This window comes from Arthrobacter sp. TmtSoilC51, from assembly GCF_055388015.1.
In genome coordinates this window covers 2,710,451-2,728,114 of the sequence record NZ_AP035877.1, presented here as the reverse complement: position 1 = coordinate 2,728,114, position 17,664 = coordinate 2,710,451, and the positions used below count along the sequence as shown (strand labels likewise).

At 60.1% G+C, this 17,664-nt stretch carries 15 protein-coding genes; 4 read left to right on the top strand and 11 right to left on the bottom strand.

Going from position 1 to position 17,664, the window contains the following annotated elements; translation table 11 throughout:
* Nucleotides 1-190 precede the first annotated feature (190 nt).
* Nucleotides 191-1,450, top strand: coding sequence for an MFS transporter (locus ACZ5G6_RS12405; protein ID WP_498685819.1), 1,260 nt, complete (start codon nucleotides 191-193; stop codon nucleotides 1,448-1,450).
* A gap of 98 nt (nucleotides 1,451-1,548) precedes the next feature.
* Here ACZ5G6_RS12405 and ACZ5G6_RS12400 read toward each other — a convergent pair whose 3' ends face one another.
* Both ACZ5G6_RS12400 and ACZ5G6_RS12395 read right to left on the bottom strand, forming a co-directional pair.
* Nucleotides 1,549-3,042 carry a CoA-acylating methylmalonate-semialdehyde dehydrogenase gene (locus ACZ5G6_RS12400; RefSeq protein ID WP_498685818.1) on the bottom strand — a complete coding sequence of 498 codons (1,494 nt, stop codon included), beginning with the start codon at nucleotides 3,040-3,042 and terminating at the stop codon, nucleotides 1,549-1,551.
* 55 nt (nucleotides 3,043-3,097) lie between these two features.
* Nucleotides 3,098-4,258, bottom strand: a complete 1,161-nt coding sequence (locus ACZ5G6_RS12395) for an iron-containing alcohol dehydrogenase (RefSeq protein ID WP_498685817.1) — start codon at nucleotides 4,256-4,258, stop codon at nucleotides 3,098-3,100.
* Between the two features lie 144 nt (nucleotides 4,259-4,402).
* Here ACZ5G6_RS12395 and ACZ5G6_RS12390 point away from each other — a divergent pair, with 144 nt between their 5' ends.
* Complete coding sequence (locus tag ACZ5G6_RS12390; protein WP_498685816.1) at nucleotides 4,403-5,296, top strand: LysR family transcriptional regulator; 894 nt, start codon at nucleotides 4,403-4,405, stop codon at nucleotides 5,294-5,296.
* Nucleotides 5,297-5,358: 62 nt separating this feature from the next.
* On the opposite strand, the gene hisD is transcribed toward ACZ5G6_RS12390, so the two are convergent.
* On the bottom strand, nucleotides 5,359-6,657 hold the full coding sequence (gene hisD / locus ACZ5G6_RS12385; protein WP_498685815.1) for a histidinol dehydrogenase: 1,299 nt from the start codon (nucleotides 6,655-6,657) through the stop codon (nucleotides 5,359-5,361).
* Nucleotides 6,658-6,842: 185 nt separating this feature from the next.
* On the opposite strand from hisD, the gene ACZ5G6_RS12380 reads away from it, so the two are divergent.
* On the top strand, nucleotides 6,843-7,808 hold the full coding sequence (locus ACZ5G6_RS12380) for a LysR family transcriptional regulator (protein WP_223932728.1): 966 nt from the start codon (nucleotides 6,843-6,845) through the stop codon (nucleotides 7,806-7,808).
* A 161-nt stretch (nucleotides 7,809-7,969) separates the two neighbouring features.
* Here the strand turns inward: ACZ5G6_RS12380 and ACZ5G6_RS12375 are convergent, their stop codons facing one another.
* The 6 genes from ACZ5G6_RS12375 to ACZ5G6_RS12350 form a co-directional block, all read right to left on the bottom strand.
* Entirely contained in the window at nucleotides 7,970-8,827 is an 858-nt protein-coding gene (locus tag ACZ5G6_RS12375) for a carbohydrate ABC transporter permease (RefSeq protein ID WP_498685814.1), read from the bottom strand.
* The gene (locus ACZ5G6_RS12370; RefSeq protein ID WP_498685813.1) at nucleotides 8,824-9,666 is read right to left on the bottom strand and encodes a carbohydrate ABC transporter permease; all 843 of its coding nucleotides are present in this window, start codon (nucleotides 9,664-9,666) and stop codon (nucleotides 8,824-8,826) included. The genes ACZ5G6_RS12375 and ACZ5G6_RS12370 overlap by 4 nt, the downstream gene beginning before the upstream one ends.
* Before the next feature lie 125 nt (nucleotides 9,667-9,791).
* On the bottom strand, nucleotides 9,792-11,105 hold the full coding sequence (locus ACZ5G6_RS12365; RefSeq protein WP_498685812.1) for an ABC transporter substrate-binding protein: 1,314 nt from the start codon (nucleotides 11,103-11,105) through the stop codon (nucleotides 9,792-9,794).
* A 15-nt stretch (nucleotides 11,106-11,120) separates the two neighbouring features.
* Nucleotides 11,121-11,978 (bottom strand): sugar phosphate isomerase/epimerase family protein, encoded by an 858-nt coding sequence (locus tag ACZ5G6_RS12360; RefSeq protein ID WP_498685811.1) that lies wholly within the window; start codon nucleotides 11,976-11,978, stop codon nucleotides 11,121-11,123.
* A 15-nt stretch (nucleotides 11,979-11,993) separates the two neighbouring features.
* Complete coding sequence (locus tag ACZ5G6_RS12355; protein WP_498685810.1) at nucleotides 11,994-13,787, bottom strand: thiamine pyrophosphate-binding protein; 1,794 nt, start codon at nucleotides 13,785-13,787, stop codon at nucleotides 11,994-11,996.
* Nucleotides 13,780-15,396 (bottom strand): GMC family oxidoreductase, encoded by a 1,617-nt coding sequence (locus ACZ5G6_RS12350; protein ID WP_498685809.1) that lies wholly within the window; start codon nucleotides 15,394-15,396, stop codon nucleotides 13,780-13,782. The genes ACZ5G6_RS12355 and ACZ5G6_RS12350 overlap by 8 nt, the downstream gene beginning before the upstream one ends.
* Before the next feature lie 306 nt (nucleotides 15,397-15,702).
* Here ACZ5G6_RS12350 and ACZ5G6_RS12345 point away from each other — a divergent pair, with 306 nt between their 5' ends.
* A complete protein-coding gene (locus ACZ5G6_RS12345) occupies nucleotides 15,703-16,377 on the top strand; it encodes a TetR/AcrR family transcriptional regulator (RefSeq protein ID WP_498685808.1) in 675 nt (224 codons plus the stop codon).
* Between the two features lie 44 nt (nucleotides 16,378-16,421).
* On the opposite strand, the gene ACZ5G6_RS12340 is transcribed toward ACZ5G6_RS12345, so the two are convergent.
* On the bottom strand, nucleotides 16,422-17,069 hold the full coding sequence (locus ACZ5G6_RS12340) for a TetR/AcrR family transcriptional regulator (RefSeq protein WP_498685807.1): 648 nt from the start codon (nucleotides 17,067-17,069) through the stop codon (nucleotides 16,422-16,424).
* Nucleotides 17,070-17,077: 8 nt separating this feature from the next.
* Complete coding sequence (locus ACZ5G6_RS12335; RefSeq protein ID WP_223937575.1) at nucleotides 17,078-17,662, bottom strand: sugar O-acetyltransferase; 585 nt, start codon at nucleotides 17,660-17,662, stop codon at nucleotides 17,078-17,080.
* Nucleotides 17,663-17,664 lie beyond the last annotated feature (2 nt).

The window sequence follows — 17,664 nt, the reverse complement described above, 5'->3', positions numbered from 1 at the left end:
GTCAGGGACGGCCAGGACCAGCCTTGCTTGAACCCACTGCTCCGCGTACGATCGTACACATAGCGTTCGGGATGCCGTAACGTCTCCCCTTCTCGTTGTCGTCCGTTTCTGAAGCAGGCCGATAGGCCACGTCAAGACATCGCCAGGGTTACACGAGGACGTTCCACAGTCTTGATCCGGAAGGATTTCCATGCCGCCCAGCCTCCTAAAGCCTCAGCGCGCACTTGTCCGTGCCCGGTGGGGCGTGTTCGGCACGTTTGCCGTAGTCGGGTTCCTTTCGGCAATCTGGCTTGTCAATATTCCGGATATCCAAGAGCGGACCGGGACATCCCATGCCGTTCTCGGCGGACTCATCCTTCTTCTTGGACTCGGCGCACTGGTGTCGATGCAGTTCACCGGTATCCTCATTCGCAAGATCGGTAGCCGGGCCAGTTCCTTGTTGGGACTCGGATTCCTGGTCGTCACCGTGAACCTGCCGGGCATGGCCACCGATGCGGTCTCCCTGGGTGCCGCCCTGTTCATCTTTGGCCTCGGCCACGGAATCACCGATGTGGCGATGAATCAGCATGCGGTCGTTGTGGAACGAGGATACAGCCGGCCGATTATGTCCGCTTTCCATGCCTTCTATTCCTTGGGCGGCGCTGTCGGGGCCGTTGCCGCAGCGGCCGGGCAATCCTCCGGCCTGGACCTGGCGTGGATTCTCTTCCTTGCTTGCCTCGTAGGTGCGGCAGGCGCATCATTCTCTGCGCCCAGGCTGCTGTCCACCGCAACCGAACTCCGGCTCGAAGCCGGAGCCGGTCCTGACCCTGTAAACGAAGATGCATCACAAGGCACTGTTATGCCGGCTCGCAATCGGCGTAGGATCGTTGCCCTCGCCGTCATGGCGTTCCTGATACTGCTTTCGGAAGGGGCAGCCAACGATTGGAGCGCGCTCCAGACTGTCGAGTGTCTCAATGAGTCCGAGGCTGCGGCCGCCTTGGCCTATGGTGCATTCGCGTCGGCCATGACGGTTGGTCGGCTGCTCGCCGACCGGGCGGCGCATGCGCTGGGGCCTGTCCGGGTGATTCGCTACGGTTCTCTTATGGCCGGAGCCGGGATGCTGGCTGTCGTCACATCGACGCTCTATCCGCTCTCGATCATCGGATGGCTACTGTTCGGCCTGGGACTTTCAGGGATCATTCCGCAGATCTACACGGCAGCGGGCGCCGCAGGACGGAACGATTCCGGCAAGACGCTCGCGCGGGTGGTTAGCTGCGGGTACGTGGGACTGCTTGCAGGCCCGGCCATTATTGGCTGGCTGGGTGGAATGGTTGGCCTGACGCTGGCGTTCATCTTGCCCTTGCTGTTTTGCGCCTTCGGAGTCATCCTCGCGAAGGCTGTGGCTCCCGCGAGTGACGAAGTAGCACCCGAGCACATGCACAACATCCAGGCGTCCAGTTCGGAACGCTAGACGGCGGCCGGGAGCTGCGGCGGTCGACGACGGGTTAAAACGCCATGGTCGATGGTCCTTCCCTCAGGAGGCCCATCGACCATGGCGAATGGTGGCTGTTAGTTGGAGGGGAAGTTGTAGGAGGCGCCGGAGGCGTGGGTGGGTTCGGGCCAGCGGGAGGTGATGACTTTGCCGCGGGTGTAGAAGGAGACGCCTTCGGGGCCGTAGATGTGTTTGTCGCCGAAGAGGGAGTTCTTCCAGCCGCCGAAGGAGTGGTAGGCGACCGGGACGGGCAGGGGCACGTTGATGCCCACCATGCCCACGGTCACGGAGCGCTGGAACTTCCTTGCTGCGGCGCCGTTGGAGGTGAAGATCGCGGTGCCGTTGCCGTAGGGGTTGGCGTTGATCAGCGCGATGCCTTCTTCGAGGTCGGCGACGCGGACCACGACCAGGACGGGGCCGAAGATTTCCTCGGTGTAGGCGCTCATTTCGGTGCCCACGTGGTCGATCACGGTGGGGCCGACCCAGAACCCGTCTTCGTGGCCGGGGACCACGAGATCGCGGCCGTCCACGACCATGGCCGCGCCGGCGGTTTCGGCTTCGGTGACGATCCGCAGGATGCGTTCCTTGGAGGCCGGGGTGATGACCGGTCCCATTTCGGCGTCGGGCTCGGTGCCGTTGGCGACTTTCACGGCCAGGGCGCGTTCTTGAACCTTTTTCACGATCAACTCCGCGGCGTCCCCGACGGCGACGGCGACGGAGATGGCCATGCAGCGTTCCCCGGCGGAACCGAACGCGGCGGCGGCGAGGTGGTCCGCGGCGTTGTCCAGGTCGGCGTCGGGCATCACGATCGCGTGGTTCTTCGCCCCGCCCAGGGCCTGGACCCTTTTGCCGTGCCGGGTGGCGGTCTCGTGGACGTACTGGGCGATCGGGGTGGAACCAACAAAGCTGATGCCGTCCACGTCCGGGTGGGTCAGGAGCCCGTCAACGGTTTCCTTGCCGCCGTGCAGGACCTGGAACACACCATCGGGCAGGCCGGCCTGCTTCCACAGCTTGGCCAGCAGCATCGGCGCGGACGGGTCCCGTTCGGAGGGCTTGAGGATGAACGCGTTGCCGGTGGCGATCGCCATCGGGGCCATCCACAGCGGCACCATGACAGGGAAGTTGAACGGCGTGATGCCGGCGACGACGCCCAGGGGTTCGCGGAAGGAGAAGACATCGATACCGGTGGAGACCTGGTCCGAGTAGTCGCCCTTGAGCAGCTGCGGGATGCCGCAGGCGAACTCGATGACTTCCAGGCCGCGGCCGATCTCGCCCTTCGCGTCGGAGAGGACCTTGCCGTGCTCGGCCGTGATCAGCTCGGCGAGTTCGTCCACGTGCGCGGCGACCAGTTCGCGGAACTTGAACAGCACCGCGGTGCGCTTGGCCAGGGAAATGTCACCCCAGGACTCCGCGGCCTTCTTCGCCGCCGCGACCGTGGCGTCCAGGTCGGCTTCGTTGGCCAGGCGCAGCTCAGCCGTGACCTGCCCGGTCGCGGGGTTGTAGACGGGCTGGGTCCGGTCACCTTCACCGGACGTTTCGGCGCCGTTGATGAAGTGGTTAATTGTGGTCATGTCTATCCTTTGGAGTCTTGGTGTTGAACTGGCTTTGCGTGGTTTGCCTGGCAGATCAGGCGAAGATTTCCCTGTAGATGCTCTGAATCTGCTCTGCGTTGGGGACGAGCGGGTTGTTGCCCGGGGAACCTGAGGACAGCGCTTGCTCTGCCATCAACGGGATTTTTGCCTCCCAGGCTTCACGATCGATTCCGAACGCTTCGGGTGTGGGGACCTCAAGGTCCCGGTTGAGTGCATGCAATTCAGCCACCAGGGCCTCAGCTGCATACTGGTCCGTACTGCTTGGACTGGCGACACCAAGGGCCCGCGCGCAGTCTGCGTACCGAGACGCGGCAGCGGTCACTGAAAATTCCGTGACCGACGGAAACAACATTGCGTTGGCCAAACCGTGGGCGACATGGAATTGGGCGCCGATGGGGCGGCTCATCCCATGGACCAGCGCCACGCTGGAGTTCGAGAAGGCGATACCTGCCTGAGTGGCGGCGAGCATCATGGCTTCCCGGGCCTTCGTGTCCGTACCGTCGGCATAGACGCGCCGAAGGTTTGAGCCAATTGTTCGGATCGCCGAAAGCGCAAATGTATCGGAGAAGGGGTTGGCCCTTCGGCTTACATAGGCTTCGATGGCATGCGTCAGCGCATCAATTCCAGTGTCGGCTGTCAACCGGGGCGGCATGGAGACCGTAAGTTCGTAGTCAATAACTGCGGCCACTGGCAGGAACGAGATCCCGGCGCAAAGCATCTTTTCATGCGTTTCCGAGTCGCTGATGATGGTGAACTGTGTTGCTTCCGATCCGCTGCCTGCCGTTGTAGGAATCGCTATGACGGGAATAGCCGGCCCTGTGTTGTTTAGCGGAGCCTTGTAGTCACGCATGGCTCCGCCTTGACGGCTCAGCAGCCCCAGGGCCTTGGCAGTGTCGATGGCACTTCCACCGCCCAAGCCGATGATGATGTCCGCATCGTGGTTCCGCGCGGCAACCACCCCTTGATGCAGGGAGTCTGTAGTGGGGTCCGGCACTACGCCCGAGAAGACAGCAGGCTCCAGGCCACTGCTTTTGATGGAATTCAGAAGGGTGTCGACGCTGCCAGTGGTCAGCATGAAGGCATCCGTGACAATGAGCGGTCGGGCGGCCCGCAGTTCCTCCAGGAGCGACCCAACATGTCCGACGGAGCCTCCGCCAACCTTCATGATTCTGGGTAATGCGATATTTGCGACCATTTTTCCTCTATCCATTTACTGGAGCGCAACAGCGCCCCGGCGGTTGATTTCTAATCCCTGCATACAAGTCTCGGCAAGTTATTTGCCCAAAACAATGGCCAAAGATGCCCGTTCCTGTGCAAATATGCACGGTAGTATTGGAGTGTGATTTCGGCAGACGACCTTCGCTTCTTCCTTGAAACCGCCCGGACGGGCAAACTCGTCGCAGCTGCACGTGGTCTCGGCGTGGACCACACAACCGTCGGACGACGGATTTCGCATTTGGAGCGCAGCGCCGGCTCCAGGTTGTTTGTTCGTTCCGCAGGCGGATGGAAGCTTACAGACGCCGGTGAACGCCTCGCGGTTCACGCAGAAGCGGTTGAGTCCTCGTTGTTGGCGGCGGCGGAAGAACTTGGGTCAGGGCCGGGACGCATATCGGGAACCGTCCGCATAGCCACGCCGGATGGATTCGGCGCCTTCGTCCTCAGCCCGGGGCTAGGTGCCTTGAGAAACAGGCATCCGGACCTGGCAGTTGAGATCGTTACAGCTACCCGGCTGAACCTCTTGGCAACGAAAGAGTTCGATGTGGGAATTTCGTTGGCCAAGCCCACCATTCGTGGCGTCGACGCTACAGAACTGGCCGCGTATCCGTTGGGTTTCTACGCTGCCCCGGCGTATTTGGAAGGGAATCCCGTCATATCCTCAGTCGATGACCTGAAGGAACACGCGGTTATCGGGTATGTGGACTCGCTCCTGGATATCCCCGACTTGCGATTCCTGGATGCAGCATTGCCAGGTGTCCGCCCCGTCATACAGACCAACAACCTCACTGGGCAATGGATGTCGGCAGTCGCTGGCCTGGGTGTTGCTGTGTTGCCAATGTTTGTTGGTGAACCCGACAGACGCCTTGTACGGATCCTTGCAGACTCGGTAAGTATCCGCAGGAAATATTGGTTGGCCATACCGCGGGAACTGCAACGCCTGGCGCGGACAAGGGCAGTCCAGGATGCGCTGGTTGAACTTGCATCTGCCCACCCCTATTTAGAAGCGGCTGCATAAGGTCCTGCGAAGCTGGCCGGAGCCGGTGGAGCGCCCTGAGGGAGCGCCCCACCGACAGGGTGTTAGGAGGCCCAGGCTGGTCGTTCGCCAGCGGGCCGGGCAGCCCGGATGTCTCCGGATCGTGCATGGCCTTCGAAGTTCTCCGCCCGTGCTGCCCTACCAAGTAGCTCTCCGAGCTCAGCACTGGCAGCTACTGAAGTGACTTCCTGGTACGTGACAGTCTTGATGTACTTACCCACCCACAAACCGCCGGTGTAGCGTGCAGCATGGCGTGTGGGCAGAACGTGGTTGGTGCCGATGACTTTGTCACCAAAGGAAACGCAGGTGTTCTCGCCGAGGAAAAGTGCTCCGTAGTTGATCATGCTGTCCAGCGCTTCGCGTGGATTCGCCGTCAGGATCTGCACATGTTCGCTGGCGAACTCGTCGGCAACGGCATAGGCCTCTTTCAGGTCATCGACCAGAATTACTTGGCCATGGTCCCGCCAAGCGACTTCTGCGACTGCGCGGGTGGACAAGCCGACCAGTTGGCGATCGATCTCTTCAATGGCCTGCTCGCCGACTTCCCGGGACGTGGTGACAAGAATGGCCGGTGAGTCGGGGCCGTGTTCTGCCTGGCTGAGCAGATCGACGGCGATAAGGAACGGGTCGGCCGCCTCGTCGGCGACAATCAAGACCTCGGTAGGGCCTGCGAAGAGGTCGATTCCTACTTCACCAAAGAGTTGCCTTTTTGCCTCAGCAACGTAGGCATTTCCTGGGCCAGCCAGGAAATCAACGGGGGCTATGGACTCTGTGCCCACGGCAAGTGCGGCGACTGCCTGGACGCCGCCAAGCAAGTAGATCTCATCTGCTCCCGCGAAGTGCATAGCGGCGATTGAAGCATCCGGAACCACTCCCCCGGCGGCCGGGGTGGCTGCTGCGACCCTCCGGACCCCGGCGACCTTGGCAGTGACGATGGTCATGTGGGCAGAGGCCAGCAGAGGGTAACGCCCGCCGGGCACGTAGGCACCGACTGCGTCGATGGGAATGTTCTTCTGGCCAAGTATGATTCCAGGTTCAACTTCAGCCTCAAATTCCTTGAGCGAGTCGAGTTGCAGGCGGGCGAAGCGCTCAACGTTCCGCTGAACTGCCTTAATGTCATCCACGGTTTGTTCGGGGAGCCGTGCAATGGCCGCATCGATCTCGTCCTGCGACAGCAGGAAGGAGGCGGGGGACCACTTATCGAACTTTTCAGAGTAGGCGCGGACCGCGGCGTCGCCGCGTTCGCGAACGTCGGCGATGACGGTTTCAACGGTTTCCCTGACGCCTACTGGCGATGAAGGGTCCGAGATAGTGACTTCAGCGTTCTTAAGGGAGGTGCGCAATGGTTTTCTCTTTCGTTGCTGGAGCCATAGCGCAGGTAGTGCGTGTGCTCCACGTTACTTGGAAACGACTTAACCATAACATTACCCCCATAAAACCGACAGAGTCGAAAGCTTTTACTTATTATTGATTGGCGGACGATCCCAACTCCAGCCAACTGTGCCGTGGCTACCTATAGGATTGCCTTATGACTTTGGCCCAACTTGAAGCATTTGTAGCAGCAGCTGAGGGACACACTTTTACTGCGGCGGCTGCAGCGCTGGGCATGAGTCAGCCCGCAGTTTCCGACCTCATCCGTCGGCTGGAAACCGAACTCGGTGCGCCCCTCTTCAGCCGGAGTGGCCGGACGCTCGTATTGTCGGCCGCAGGGGAAGAATTACTTCCCTATGCGGAGCAAACCGTTTTTGCCGCCAAGCAAGGCGCAGAAGCGGTAAGCGCCCTCCTCTCCCTGGGCGGCGGAACGGCCACCTTTGGCCTTCTGCGAAATGCGGAGTTCTACATCAAGCAGGACCTGGCGAAACGATTCCGACAAAAGCATCCCAACGTTCGTATTCGGCTGGTGGGTCAGAACAGTGCAGAGACCGTGAGCGACGTTGTCGCCGGGCAATTGGAAGCCGGCCTGGTAACACTGCCCGTGGATGATGACCGCCTCGATGTGCTCCCGCTGGCACGCGACGAAGTGGTCTATGTAAGCGCAGCGCCGGAACGGGTACAAACGCCCCCGGATATCGCTGCAATATGCGCCGCTCCCCTCATTCTCTACGACGCCCATTACGCCCAAACCGATCCTGCCCGGAAGCAGCTCTCCGCCCGGGCTCGACTCAGAGGGATGTCGATTAACGCCGGCATTGAAGTCGAGTATCTCTCAGCGGCACTGTCCTTGGCCGCCGACGGCTTCGGAGACACGATTGCATGCAGGGCCGCCCTGGAGTCCGAGGTCTACCCCCTGGGACTGCAGGCTGTATCCATGGCAGAGCCAATGTTCGACACGCTGGCACTGATCAAAAGACATGGACAGCTGTTGTCCCCTGCGACCAAGGAAATGGCCAGATTGGCACATTCGGCTCTCATCGACCATCAAACCTCTGATCATGGGACGGCCGAGATTCTCAACGGCGGACACGATATAGAGGCTTTCCTGGGCGATCGATAACTTCGGCGGTCCGGGATTCTTCCATGAAAAAGCCCGGATTGGAGCCCAGACGCAATGGTGGGCGGCATCTCCAGGGATGCCGCCCACCATGATCTTGGTCGCCAGGAGACCCCGACGCAGTTGATTGCAGGTTGCGTTGATCAACTACCTGCGGCCCAGCACTACCGGCCGGCCAACGAACCAGCGACGCCGCCGACGCTGAAGTACTTGTTCAGCGTCCCAAAGACGATCGCGGGAGGCAGCATCATGATGACGGCTACGGCCATGACCGAGCCCCAGTCCGTTGCATGCTGTTGGAAGAACGTCTGAACACCGATGGGGAGGGTAAATGTCCCGGACGAACGCAGGAAGATGCTGGCTACCAGATAGTCATTCCACGCCATCAGGAAAGTGAAGATGGCAGTGGAGAGGATCCCAGGCAAAGAGTTTTTGAGCACGATATGCCAGAAGCTGCCGAACACTGAGGCGCCATCAATCCAGGCGGCCTCCTCCAGGCTGTCGGGAATGCCGTCCATGTAGGAAGCCATCATCCAGGTTGCTACGGACATCGAACTGGCGACGTAGAGGATGGTTATGCCGATGAGGTTGTCGGCCAAGCCCATGCCAGAGAAGAGGATGAACAAGGGAATGACTGACGTGATAACGGGAAGAGACTGGATCACGAAGAGCAGTAGCGAATAGCCTTCCACGAGCCGGCTTCGACCTCGGGAGAGGACATAACCGGCAGGGGCTGCGACCAGCACGGATACCACCACCGTGGCCAGTGTTACTTGGAGACTATTGAGCAGCCATGCCACCACCTCGGTGTCGCCGATGACATGGATGAAGTTGTCAAATGTCAGGCTGCCGGTGCCGTTGTTTGACCTCAGGGACAAGACAAATGTTCCGGCGATGGGCACCAAGGCAACGCAGGCGACGAGGACCAGGATCCAGAACCGCTTCCATTTACCGCGGTCGGCCGGGTCTAGATTCCGGCGCACCTGAGTGCCTGTACTTCGGGTGAGGCTGGTGGTTGTCATTCGACTCTCGACTTTCGGATCTGCCGGAACAGGATCGTGGCCACCGTCGCCAGCGCCACGGTCATCATGAATGCGATGGCAACGCCAGGGCCGGTCTGGAAGTTCTGGAAAACCGTCCTGTAGGCGAGCACCACGAGGGTGCTTGTTGAGCCAACGGGACCGCCGTGCGTCAGGAGATAGATTGCCGGGAATTCATTGACGCAGAAGATCGTCATGAGCACCCAGGAAATGTAGGTGGGCTTGGCGATGATAGGCAGTGTCATGTGTATGAACTGCTGGCGAGGCGTGGCGCCGTCGATCTTTGCCGCTTCGTAGATGCTTTCATCCACTGACGTGAGCGCAGCACTCATCATGAGCATCATGAACGGGAAGTTCAGCCAGACGATAAACAGACACACCGTGACCTGTGCGAGCAATGGGTCCGAGAGGAACCGCACTTCGCCCAATCCCAGTGACCTGAACAGTGAGGGTATGGGGCTGGAATCGGTGGCCAGCAGCCAGTTCCATGACGTAGACGAAACCACGACCGGTACCACCCAGGGCAGCAGCAGTATGGTTTTCAGAACGCCACGGGCCGGCACGCGCTTCTGCAGCAGGAGGGCAAGGCCCAACCCTGAAATCCAGCTTCCGAAGACACCGGTGATGGTGAAAACGAGGGTGAAGCCTGCGGCTTTCCAGAACGCTTCCCCGCCAAGGACACGGGCAAAGTTATCCAGTCCCACAAACTCACCGGCGTTGATTAATGAGCCGTTGTGTACCGCCTGGAAGGCAGCATAGGCAATGGGATATGCGTTGGTCAGCAACAGGATCAGCACCGAAGGTGCGATCAGAAGCGCCATGGTGGAGCGGGATTGCCCCGGAACGTGGTGGCGCCGTGGCCTGCTGCGCTTCCTGGCGGGCACCACCCCCCGCTGGACGGCTTCAGGCCGCCCAGCGGGGATACGGACTAGTGAGGATTGAGGAGTCATGACGAGGTAACAGACTTAATATCGCTCTGGAGTTTAGTGAGGGCCGTCTTCGCGTCGGTCTTGCCGCCAAGAAGCGTCTGACAGAAGTCAGCCATGGCCTGTCCGCCGTCGATCGCAGCAAGTTTGGCGGAGGACTGGGACCCCTTGGACGCAAGGGTCTTGGCCACGGGCTGCCACTTGTTGACAATGGCAACGTTGGATTGGCTCTCGGTGAAGAACGGTGCCTCGGCGATGGATTTCAGCGCGGGAAGCTGGGTGACCAGCTTCTTCTCCCACAGCACCTTCATATTCTTCAGGTAGTGGGTGACGAATGCTTCGGACGCTTCCTGCGACGGGGTGTTCTTGTACATCATGATGTTGTTGACGTACTGAATGGTGCCGGTGTCGCCGTGAGGGCCCTTCAAGGGGTCCATGACCACGATGTCCTTGTCAGCAAGCTGGTCATCCAGGCCAAGGTAGTAGAAACCCATTCCAATCTTCTTATTGGTCCACTGGGTGACGAGGTCGTCGTCCTTCAGGCTCACGGCCCCGGGATCAGTCAGGCCTCCCTTCACGGCTTCGATGACGAAATCTGCTGTTTCGGCGTTCCGGTCCGTGACGATGTCAAGCTCGCCTCCTTCGTTGAAGAGGCCACCACCGTTGTTGATCATCAGGCTAAGGATGGCCATGGGGCCGAAGTTGCCGCTGCCGCCGCTGATGCCCCAGGCGTAGAAGCCCTTCGCGGCGATCTTCTTGCCGGCTTCCAGGAATTCGTCCCAGGTGGTCGGGGCTGCCACGCCGACGGCGTCCAGGATTGACTTGCGGTACCAGAGAGTCTGGATGTCCACAGCCCACGGAACGGCGACGTAGCCCTCAGGGGTCTTCATAGCGTCCACTACGTGCGGAAGGAAATCATCGTAGAGACCGTTCGACTTGAACGATTCGATGAGTTTGTCCGCGTATTCGACGGCGCCCTGGGCTGCGAATTGGAACGACTGGAAGCCGCCGCCGGTCGAGACGGCAGGTCCCGTCTTCGACGCGATGGCCGAGGAGTAGGTCTCGTTGAAGCCGTTCCACAGAACCTGCTGGTATCCGACGTCCTTGACGTTGCCAGCGCCCTGGAATGACTTGGCGAGCTTCTCGGCTTCTTCTGCGTAGCCGGAAGGGCCCCAAGGCATGTCCCAGAATTTCAGGGTGGTGGAACCGGCGGCGTTGCCGCTCCCACCGCCTGCTGCACATGCGGACATCGAGGCCGTCAGCGCCGCAGCTCCTGCAAGGGAGATAAAGCCGCGCCGGGACATGTTCGTGACCCGCGATGAGTTGTTGTTCATGACTATTCCTCCGGATTAACTGATGGGTTGGGGAGAGGGTTGACCGACGCGTCGAATCACGTCGCTCAAGTAGTGAAAGCTCTTGGTCGCTGCATCCAACGACCCACACTCGACTGACAGGACCGTGTCATGGTCGGCAGCTGCGAGTGTCCGCACGATGCGTTCCCAGTCGATGACCCCTTCGCCGCAGGCACAGCCGAGCATTCCACGGACTTTGCCGCGGTACTTCCTGGCATCCTCAAAGGAGATGTCTTTGGCGTGGAGGTGCGTGACGTTGGCCACGATGTCCTCCAGCCATGCATGGGGGTCGTTCTCGCTGAGGTAGCTGTTCCCGGTATCCAGGTTGATCGTCAGGGCAGGCGAGTCGATCAGCTTCATCAGCCGGTCCAAGCCTGCAGGGGTGGCTGTATACGGGCCGTGGGTTTCAATCGCAATGGCGATCCCCCGTGGCTCTGCGACCAACGCCGCTTCCTGGAGGGTGTACCTCATGAGGATGAGGTTCTCCTCCTCCGTGGTCCACCCAGGCAACGGGCCGTCGTCGACCATGATCATCGGCGCACCGCACTCGGCTGCGTATCGGATGGACTGTTTCAGGTAGTCCACAGCAATGTCAGGTTTGGCGAGGGGTGCGTGGCTGGAGAGCGAGGAAATCTGCAGCCCCCGGCTCTCCGCTGCATGCTTGAGCTTGAGCGGGTCATCCAGCATTGACCGGCTATGGAAGTACCCTGCTTCGCTGAGAAGTTCCCGGCCCCAGTGGACCATGGGTTCGACGTTGCGGTAGCCGATTTCTGCTGCCCGGTCCATGGCCCAGTCAAAGGAGCCGTTTTCGTACCGCGCGAATTCGAGATTGAGTCCAAGCTTGATTTCACCCATGACGATTCTCCCTCGTCAGAACCCGCGCTGGGCGACGTACTCATCACGGGTTTCGCCGTGATAGGCCGGAACGGTGATATCCCACCAGCCAGTCGGGTGCATTTCGGTCCATGGCAGCTCGGTGGCGCTCATTGCTTCAATGACAACAGGACCTTCGGTGGCGAAAGCCCGCTCAATGGCCCCTGCCAGTTTCGCGGGGTCTTCGATACGTTCTGCAGTGCAGCCAAGGGAACGGGCGAATTCGGCAATGTTGGCGAAGTATGGCTTCCCGTCCGGGGTGCTCCAGTTGGTGACCAGGCGGCGTTCGGCGCCAAAGAGGCTGATTTGGAGGTCCTTGATGGCTTCCCATCCGCCATTGTTCAGGACAACGACGACCAGCGGTGTGCCCAGCATGACCGCAGTGGAGAGCTCAGTGCCTGTTTGGAGGAAGCTGCCATCGCCCACCATGGCAAGGACGGGGGTCTCCGGGACGGCGATTTGCGCGCCGATGGCGGCAGGAAGGCCGAAGCCGATGCCAGACATGCCGCCAGCAACGATGTTGGTCTTGGGACCGTAGATGGGGAACTCATTGAATGCCTGGTTGGCGGGGTTACTGGAGTCCGTAACGAGGATGCCTTCGCGCGGCAGGGCCTTGCGGATTTCGACCAGGGCACGTGAGTTGGTCATGGGCAGGTAGTCGGTCTCACGCATGGGGCGCAGGTGCTCGTCCCACTTGGCCTTGAGTTCCTGGAGTTCAGCGAAGTAGTCGGTGGAGTGGTAGTCGGGGCCGGCCCCGAGGGCATCCCTGATGGCGGCCATTGACGTCTTTGCGTCGCCGACGATGCCGACCTCCACCGGGTAGTTGCGGCCAATCTCAAATCCATCGATGTCGATGTGGATCAGTTTGGTGACTGAGGGGATGTTGAACGTGACGTCTTCCTTGTAGGAGGACGTAATGCGGTCGCTGAACCGGCAGCCCACGGCAAGGATGACGTCGGCTGTCCTGGTGACGCCATTTCCGGGGATTGAACCCATGTCGCCGCAGGGCCATGCGTAGAGGTCGTGGTCGGCAGGGAATGCGCCTTTGCCCATGAAGGAGTGGGTGACCGGGGCGCCAAGGCGCTCTGCGATGGCGCGCAGCTCGTCACTGGCCTCAGCGGCAATAACGCCGCCGCCGGCAAGGATGACTGGGCGTTTGGCTGACTTGAGAAGCTCGACTGCTTCTGCGATGGCTGTTGCGTCACCTGTCGCCCGGGCTTGCGCCCTGCGGGAGCCGGTGACTCGTTTGTAATCTCCGTATTCAGCCTGCAGGTCCTGGGGCACGTCCACGAGCACAGGTCCGCGACGGCCTTCGTACATGGTGTTGAAGGCTTGGTCCATGACCATGGGGATCTGTTCGAGGCGGCTGGGCTGCCACCATCGCTTCACGACTGGTTCTGCCATGCGGGGGAAGTTGTTTCCGTGTGGCCTGTCGATTTCCTGCAGGACACCCCGGTTTTCCATGTAAGTGTGGACGGCACCGGTGATCAGGATGAAGGGTTGCGAGTCGGCAAATGCTGTGACCAGGCCCGTCAGAGTGTTGGTGGCTCCCGGGCCGATTGAGGTGCAGACCGCGGCGACTTTTCCCGATGCGCGGTAGTATCCGTCGGCCATGTGTGCAGCGCCCTGTTCGTGCATGGCGGGGATTACTTCGATCTCATCGGCGCGGTCGACAAAGGCATCCAAGAGTGCGGTGTTGCCATGTCCGGGCACGGCAAAGACTCGATCCACGCCTTCGCGGATGAGGCAGTCGACAATCATTTGTCCGCCGGTCAGCTGCTTCTCAGTCATTTTGGTTACTTCCTGTAAGTACGGGTGTTATCGGTAGAAATTGGTGCTGACGTGTCGCGGCCCAGTGTTGGCTGGCACCAGGCACTATGTGGTCCGCAACGCGGAACGCGTTGGCGGCGATCGTCAGCGCCGGGTTCATCACGGGTAGCGATGGGAAGAAGGACGAATCAACAACAAAAAGGTTGTCGACATCGTGGGTGCGGCAGGTGGGATCAAGTACGGATGTCCGGGGATCTTCGCCTGCCCGGATGGTCCCTGCCTGATGGGAGTTCACGGCAATTCCCGTGGTCTCACTGAAGATCATCGGGTAGCCCATCTTGCGCAGGATTCGCTTGACCTCGCGAACAAGAAGCTGGTGAGCCCGCACATTGTTGGGTTTCCAGTTGATTTGAATTGCCTTGTCGTCCCTGAGGATCACGCGGTTCTCGGGGTCGGGAAGATCCTCGGTGAACAGCCACCAGTCCACGCTGTGGCCGGCGGCGATCTCCAACGCCCATTTGGGAATGAGCGGCTTTTGACCAACCAGCATGGCGCCTTGAAGCTTTCCGATCAGCTGAACGTGGCCGAGTGGGTATGGAAAATCCTTGGTGCCCTTGAGAAGGTAGTCGTTGAAATAGAGCGTCTTTTGGAACTCAACCTTGTTTCGTTTGGGGTGGAAGGCAACCATGATGCTGTTGTTGTGCACCATGTAGTTCCGGCCGAGCATCCCCGAAGAATTGGCGAGCCCATTGGGGTGCTGGTGGTTCGCCGACCTCAGCAACAAAGCTGCGGAGTTGACCGCCCCACATGAAACGACGACCTTTCCTGCCTCGATGACGATGGTGCCGCCACCGACAACGAGCTCGACGCCGGTTGCCTTCTGCCCTGAACTATCCGTCAGAACTTTCTCGGCGTAGGCGCCGGTCAGGATCTCGACGTTTCCGGTTTCAATTGCAGGGCGAACGCAGGTGACATCAGCGTCCATTTTTGCCAGGACGCGGCACGGAAATCCATCGCAGGTACGGCAACGGATGCACGTTCCTCCCTGTCGCCAGTCCAGGCCCAAGGGAATGTTGGAAGGAGTCAGGCCCTGCCGGCGCAGGCCATCGGCGACAGTTTGAATTTCCGGCTCATGCCCAATAGCGGGATAAGGAAACGGTTCAGTCCTGGTCAATGTCGGGTCATCGCGGTGATCACCATGCACTTTATAAACGTGTTCTGCCCGTGAGTAATAGGGAGCCAAGGCATCATAATCGAACGGCCACTGGGGCGAAGTCCCCTCCTCATGCTCTGAGGCGGCAAAATCCTCGCGCCGAAAGCGCACCAGCGAGGAGCCGTAGAACTTCGTGTTGCCCCCAACGTAGTAGTACGTTCCGGGACTGAAGGGCTCTCCGGACGAGGAGTACCACTTCTCGGCGTTCTTGTAGCGCCCATGTTCGAAGACCGCATCAGGGTCCCAGTTCTCAGGCTCTTGGGGCACGAAACCCCCACGCTCTACGATCAGCACGCTGGCTCCGCTGTCCTTGAGTGCGTACGCGAGGGTGCCTCCACCCATTCCGCTGCCGATAATTACCACGTCATAGTTCGTCTTTGCTGGACCTTCGGTCTGCAAAGAAGGCTGAACAGTCATTCTTCAAAACCTCTCGGTTGTAGCCATCGCTGGTTTGCATGAGCTTGGGGCTGCTCCATGGACTACGGAGTGTCGTGATCTTGCCAGTGAGGCGCATCACCCATAAGTAAGAGTACACGGTATCTCGATTTACTCAAGCATGAACTTTGGGTAATGAGCACTTTCCGGCATTAACGCATCCGTTTTCGTGATCTTTGGTGATACCCATCACAGGTTTCTAGGCTTTTAGTGTACGATCGTACCTATTGCATGTCTAGTGGACGTACGTACGTATCCCCCTACTGATCGGCAGATTGAGAGATTGCCATGGATGATCCGCAGAAGGCGGTGGGCGCTGGCACCGGCGAAATTGCCGAAGACAGTTTCAGCACCACAGCCATGACCGGCACCCGATGGACCGTTGCACCAGAACGCCCGCATCGGAGTCGTCGTCGCTTTGATCCCAACCGCAGGGAACGGATCGCGGAGGCGGCGCTGGAAGTGGTTGCCGAATACGGAGTGCCTGAAACAAGCCTCCGACGGATTGCCGCTAAAGCTGACGTTCCCTTGGGGTCGCTCACTTATCACTTCGCCGGAATGCAGGACCTTCTGGCGACCGCGTTCGAGAGGTTCATCGCCCGGGAGTTGGACCTGCTGGAGGGTCGGCTTGAGGGAATCTCCACTTCGGCTGACGCCTCACGGGAAATGTTGGCATTGATCGATGAGGGGGCCTTGAGCCCGGCGCGCAGCCTGTCCTTAAGCCGCGAACTCCAAGCACTTGCACTTAGGGATCCGGAATGCAGGAAACTGGCCAGCGCATGGATCAAAGGGAGCGCCCGGATTCTCGAGCGCTACTTCGACCCCCGCACCGCGGAGATACTGGAAGTTCTTGTAGAAGGCCTGACTCTGCGTCGGTTCCTGTCTTCCACGGACGCCTCAACAGGTCTCGCCAAAGACGCGCTGCGGAGAGTACTTGCGGCCGGGTCTTTGCGGGCACCCTAGCTATCCGCCGGGACCTGCCTAACGGCTACCCGGCCAGCAAGGCGCTAGTGCCTCTTCTTGGCCGGGAACCCGGCAAGCCCGTTCGCAGGAGTGCCGTCGGAGAACAACAGGCCCGCGCCAGCGGACGCAACCGGGATGTGCCGGGTTTCCACGGAGGCCAACAGCTTTTCTACAGCCTCGCTGACCAGCTCGCGATCATAGTCCTGGGGCTCAAAGGCGCGGTGGATGGAGAGCCCTTCAACCAAGGCATCCAGTTGCCGGGCAACGTCAGGCTCGAAGTGCCGCTCAAATGCTGTTCGGCTGCGCATCATCCAGTCGTGCGTGAGGTGCCGGAAGGCGGGCTGACGAGCGGCAAGAGTGTATAACTCCATTGTCAAAACCAGCGCGTTCCGATCACCATAGGTATCCTCGAGGATCATCTCCACGACGGCCTTCTTTACATCCTCAACTGAGTTTGCCTCGTTCATGCGGCGTTCGAAGCGGTCGCTGATGCGGGTTGCGAAGAGCGTGAATGCCTCGTGGAGCAGCTGGTCCATGCCAGCGAAGTGGTATGTCATGGAACCCAACGGAACATCTGCCAGAGCTGCTACCTTGCGATGCGATGTTCCGGCGACTCCTTCTGCCGCAATCAGCTCCAGGGTGGCCTCGATAATCCGGTCCCGCCGGTCGGGGTCAACTCTTCGAGTTGTCATGTGTCCACCTACCCAATTGTTCTGATCACCTTTGCCGGGGTTCCCATAGCCAGGACATTCGCCGGCAAATCCTTTGTAACAACTGAACCTGCCCCAACAACACTGTTCTCACCGATTGACACGCCGGCCAGCACGATCACTCCCCCGCCGAGCCAAACATTGTCACCAATGACAATGGGTTTCGCTGCCTCCAGCTTGTCACGCCGGGGCTTGGCCTCCAGGGGATGGGTGGGCGTCAGAAGCTGTACATTCGGACCGATCTGGCAATGGCTGCCGATCTGAATCGCGGCTACATCCAACGCCGTCAGGTTGTAATTTATGAAAGTACCGGCACCAACGGTGATGTTGAAACCATAGTCGACAAAAATGGGCGCGCGAACATGTGCCTCGGCGCCCATGGCCCCGAGCAACTCACGGGCCACACTTTGGGCGGCTTCGACGTCGTCCAGGAACGCGGCCTGAAACTCCCCAGCGAGCCTTATTGCCCTTTGCTGTTTGGCCGTGATCTCTTGGTCGTCAGAGATGTAAAAGTCGCCAGCAATCATCCGCTCGTAATTACTGCGGGGGTCGCCATGGAAATACTCAGAGGCCATAT

Excerpts from the sequence above, each read along its gene's own strand:
- ACZ5G6_RS12365 (WP_498685812.1), bottom strand. The coding sequence starts at position 11,105 with ATGAACAACAACTCATCGCGGGTCACGAACATGTCCCGGCGCGGCTTT.
- ACZ5G6_RS12405 (WP_498685819.1), top strand. The coding sequence starts at position 191 with ATGCCGCCCAGCCTCCTAAAGCCTCAGCGCGCACTTGTCCGTGCCCGG.
- ACZ5G6_RS12400 (WP_498685818.1), bottom strand. The coding sequence starts at position 3,042 with ATGACCACAATTAACCACTTCATCAACGGCGCCGAAACGTCCGGTGAA.
- ACZ5G6_RS12395 (WP_498685817.1), bottom strand. The coding sequence starts at position 4,258 with ATGGTCGCAAATATCGCATTACCCAGAATCATGAAGGTTGGCGGAGGC.
- ACZ5G6_RS12335 (WP_223937575.1), bottom strand. The coding sequence starts at position 17,662 with ATGGCCTCTGAGTATTTCCATGGCGACCCCCGCAGTAATTACGAGCGG.
- ACZ5G6_RS12380 (WP_223932728.1), top strand. The coding sequence starts at position 6,843 with ATGACTTTGGCCCAACTTGAAGCATTTGTAGCAGCAGCTGAGGGACAC.
- ACZ5G6_RS12350 (WP_498685809.1), bottom strand. The coding sequence starts at position 15,396 with ATGACTGTTCAGCCTTCTTTGCAGACCGAAGGTCCAGCAAAGACGAAC.
- ACZ5G6_RS12340 (WP_498685807.1), bottom strand. The coding sequence starts at position 17,069 with ATGACAACTCGAAGAGTTGACCCCGACCGGCGGGACCGGATTATCGAG.
- ACZ5G6_RS12375 (WP_498685814.1), bottom strand. The coding sequence starts at position 8,827 with ATGACAACCACCAGCCTCACCCGAAGTACAGGCACTCAGGTGCGCCGG.
- ACZ5G6_RS12355 (WP_498685810.1), bottom strand. The coding sequence starts at position 13,787 with ATGACTGAGAAGCAGCTGACCGGCGGACAAATGATTGTCGACTGCCTC.
- ACZ5G6_RS12360 (WP_498685811.1), bottom strand. The coding sequence starts at position 11,978 with ATGGGTGAAATCAAGCTTGGACTCAATCTCGAATTCGCGCGGTACGAA.
- ACZ5G6_RS12345 (WP_498685808.1), top strand. The coding sequence starts at position 15,703 with ATGGATGATCCGCAGAAGGCGGTGGGCGCTGGCACCGGCGAAATTGCC.
- ACZ5G6_RS12370 (WP_498685813.1), bottom strand. The coding sequence starts at position 9,666 with ATGGCGCTTCTGATCGCACCTTCGGTGCTGATCCTGTTGCTGACCAAC.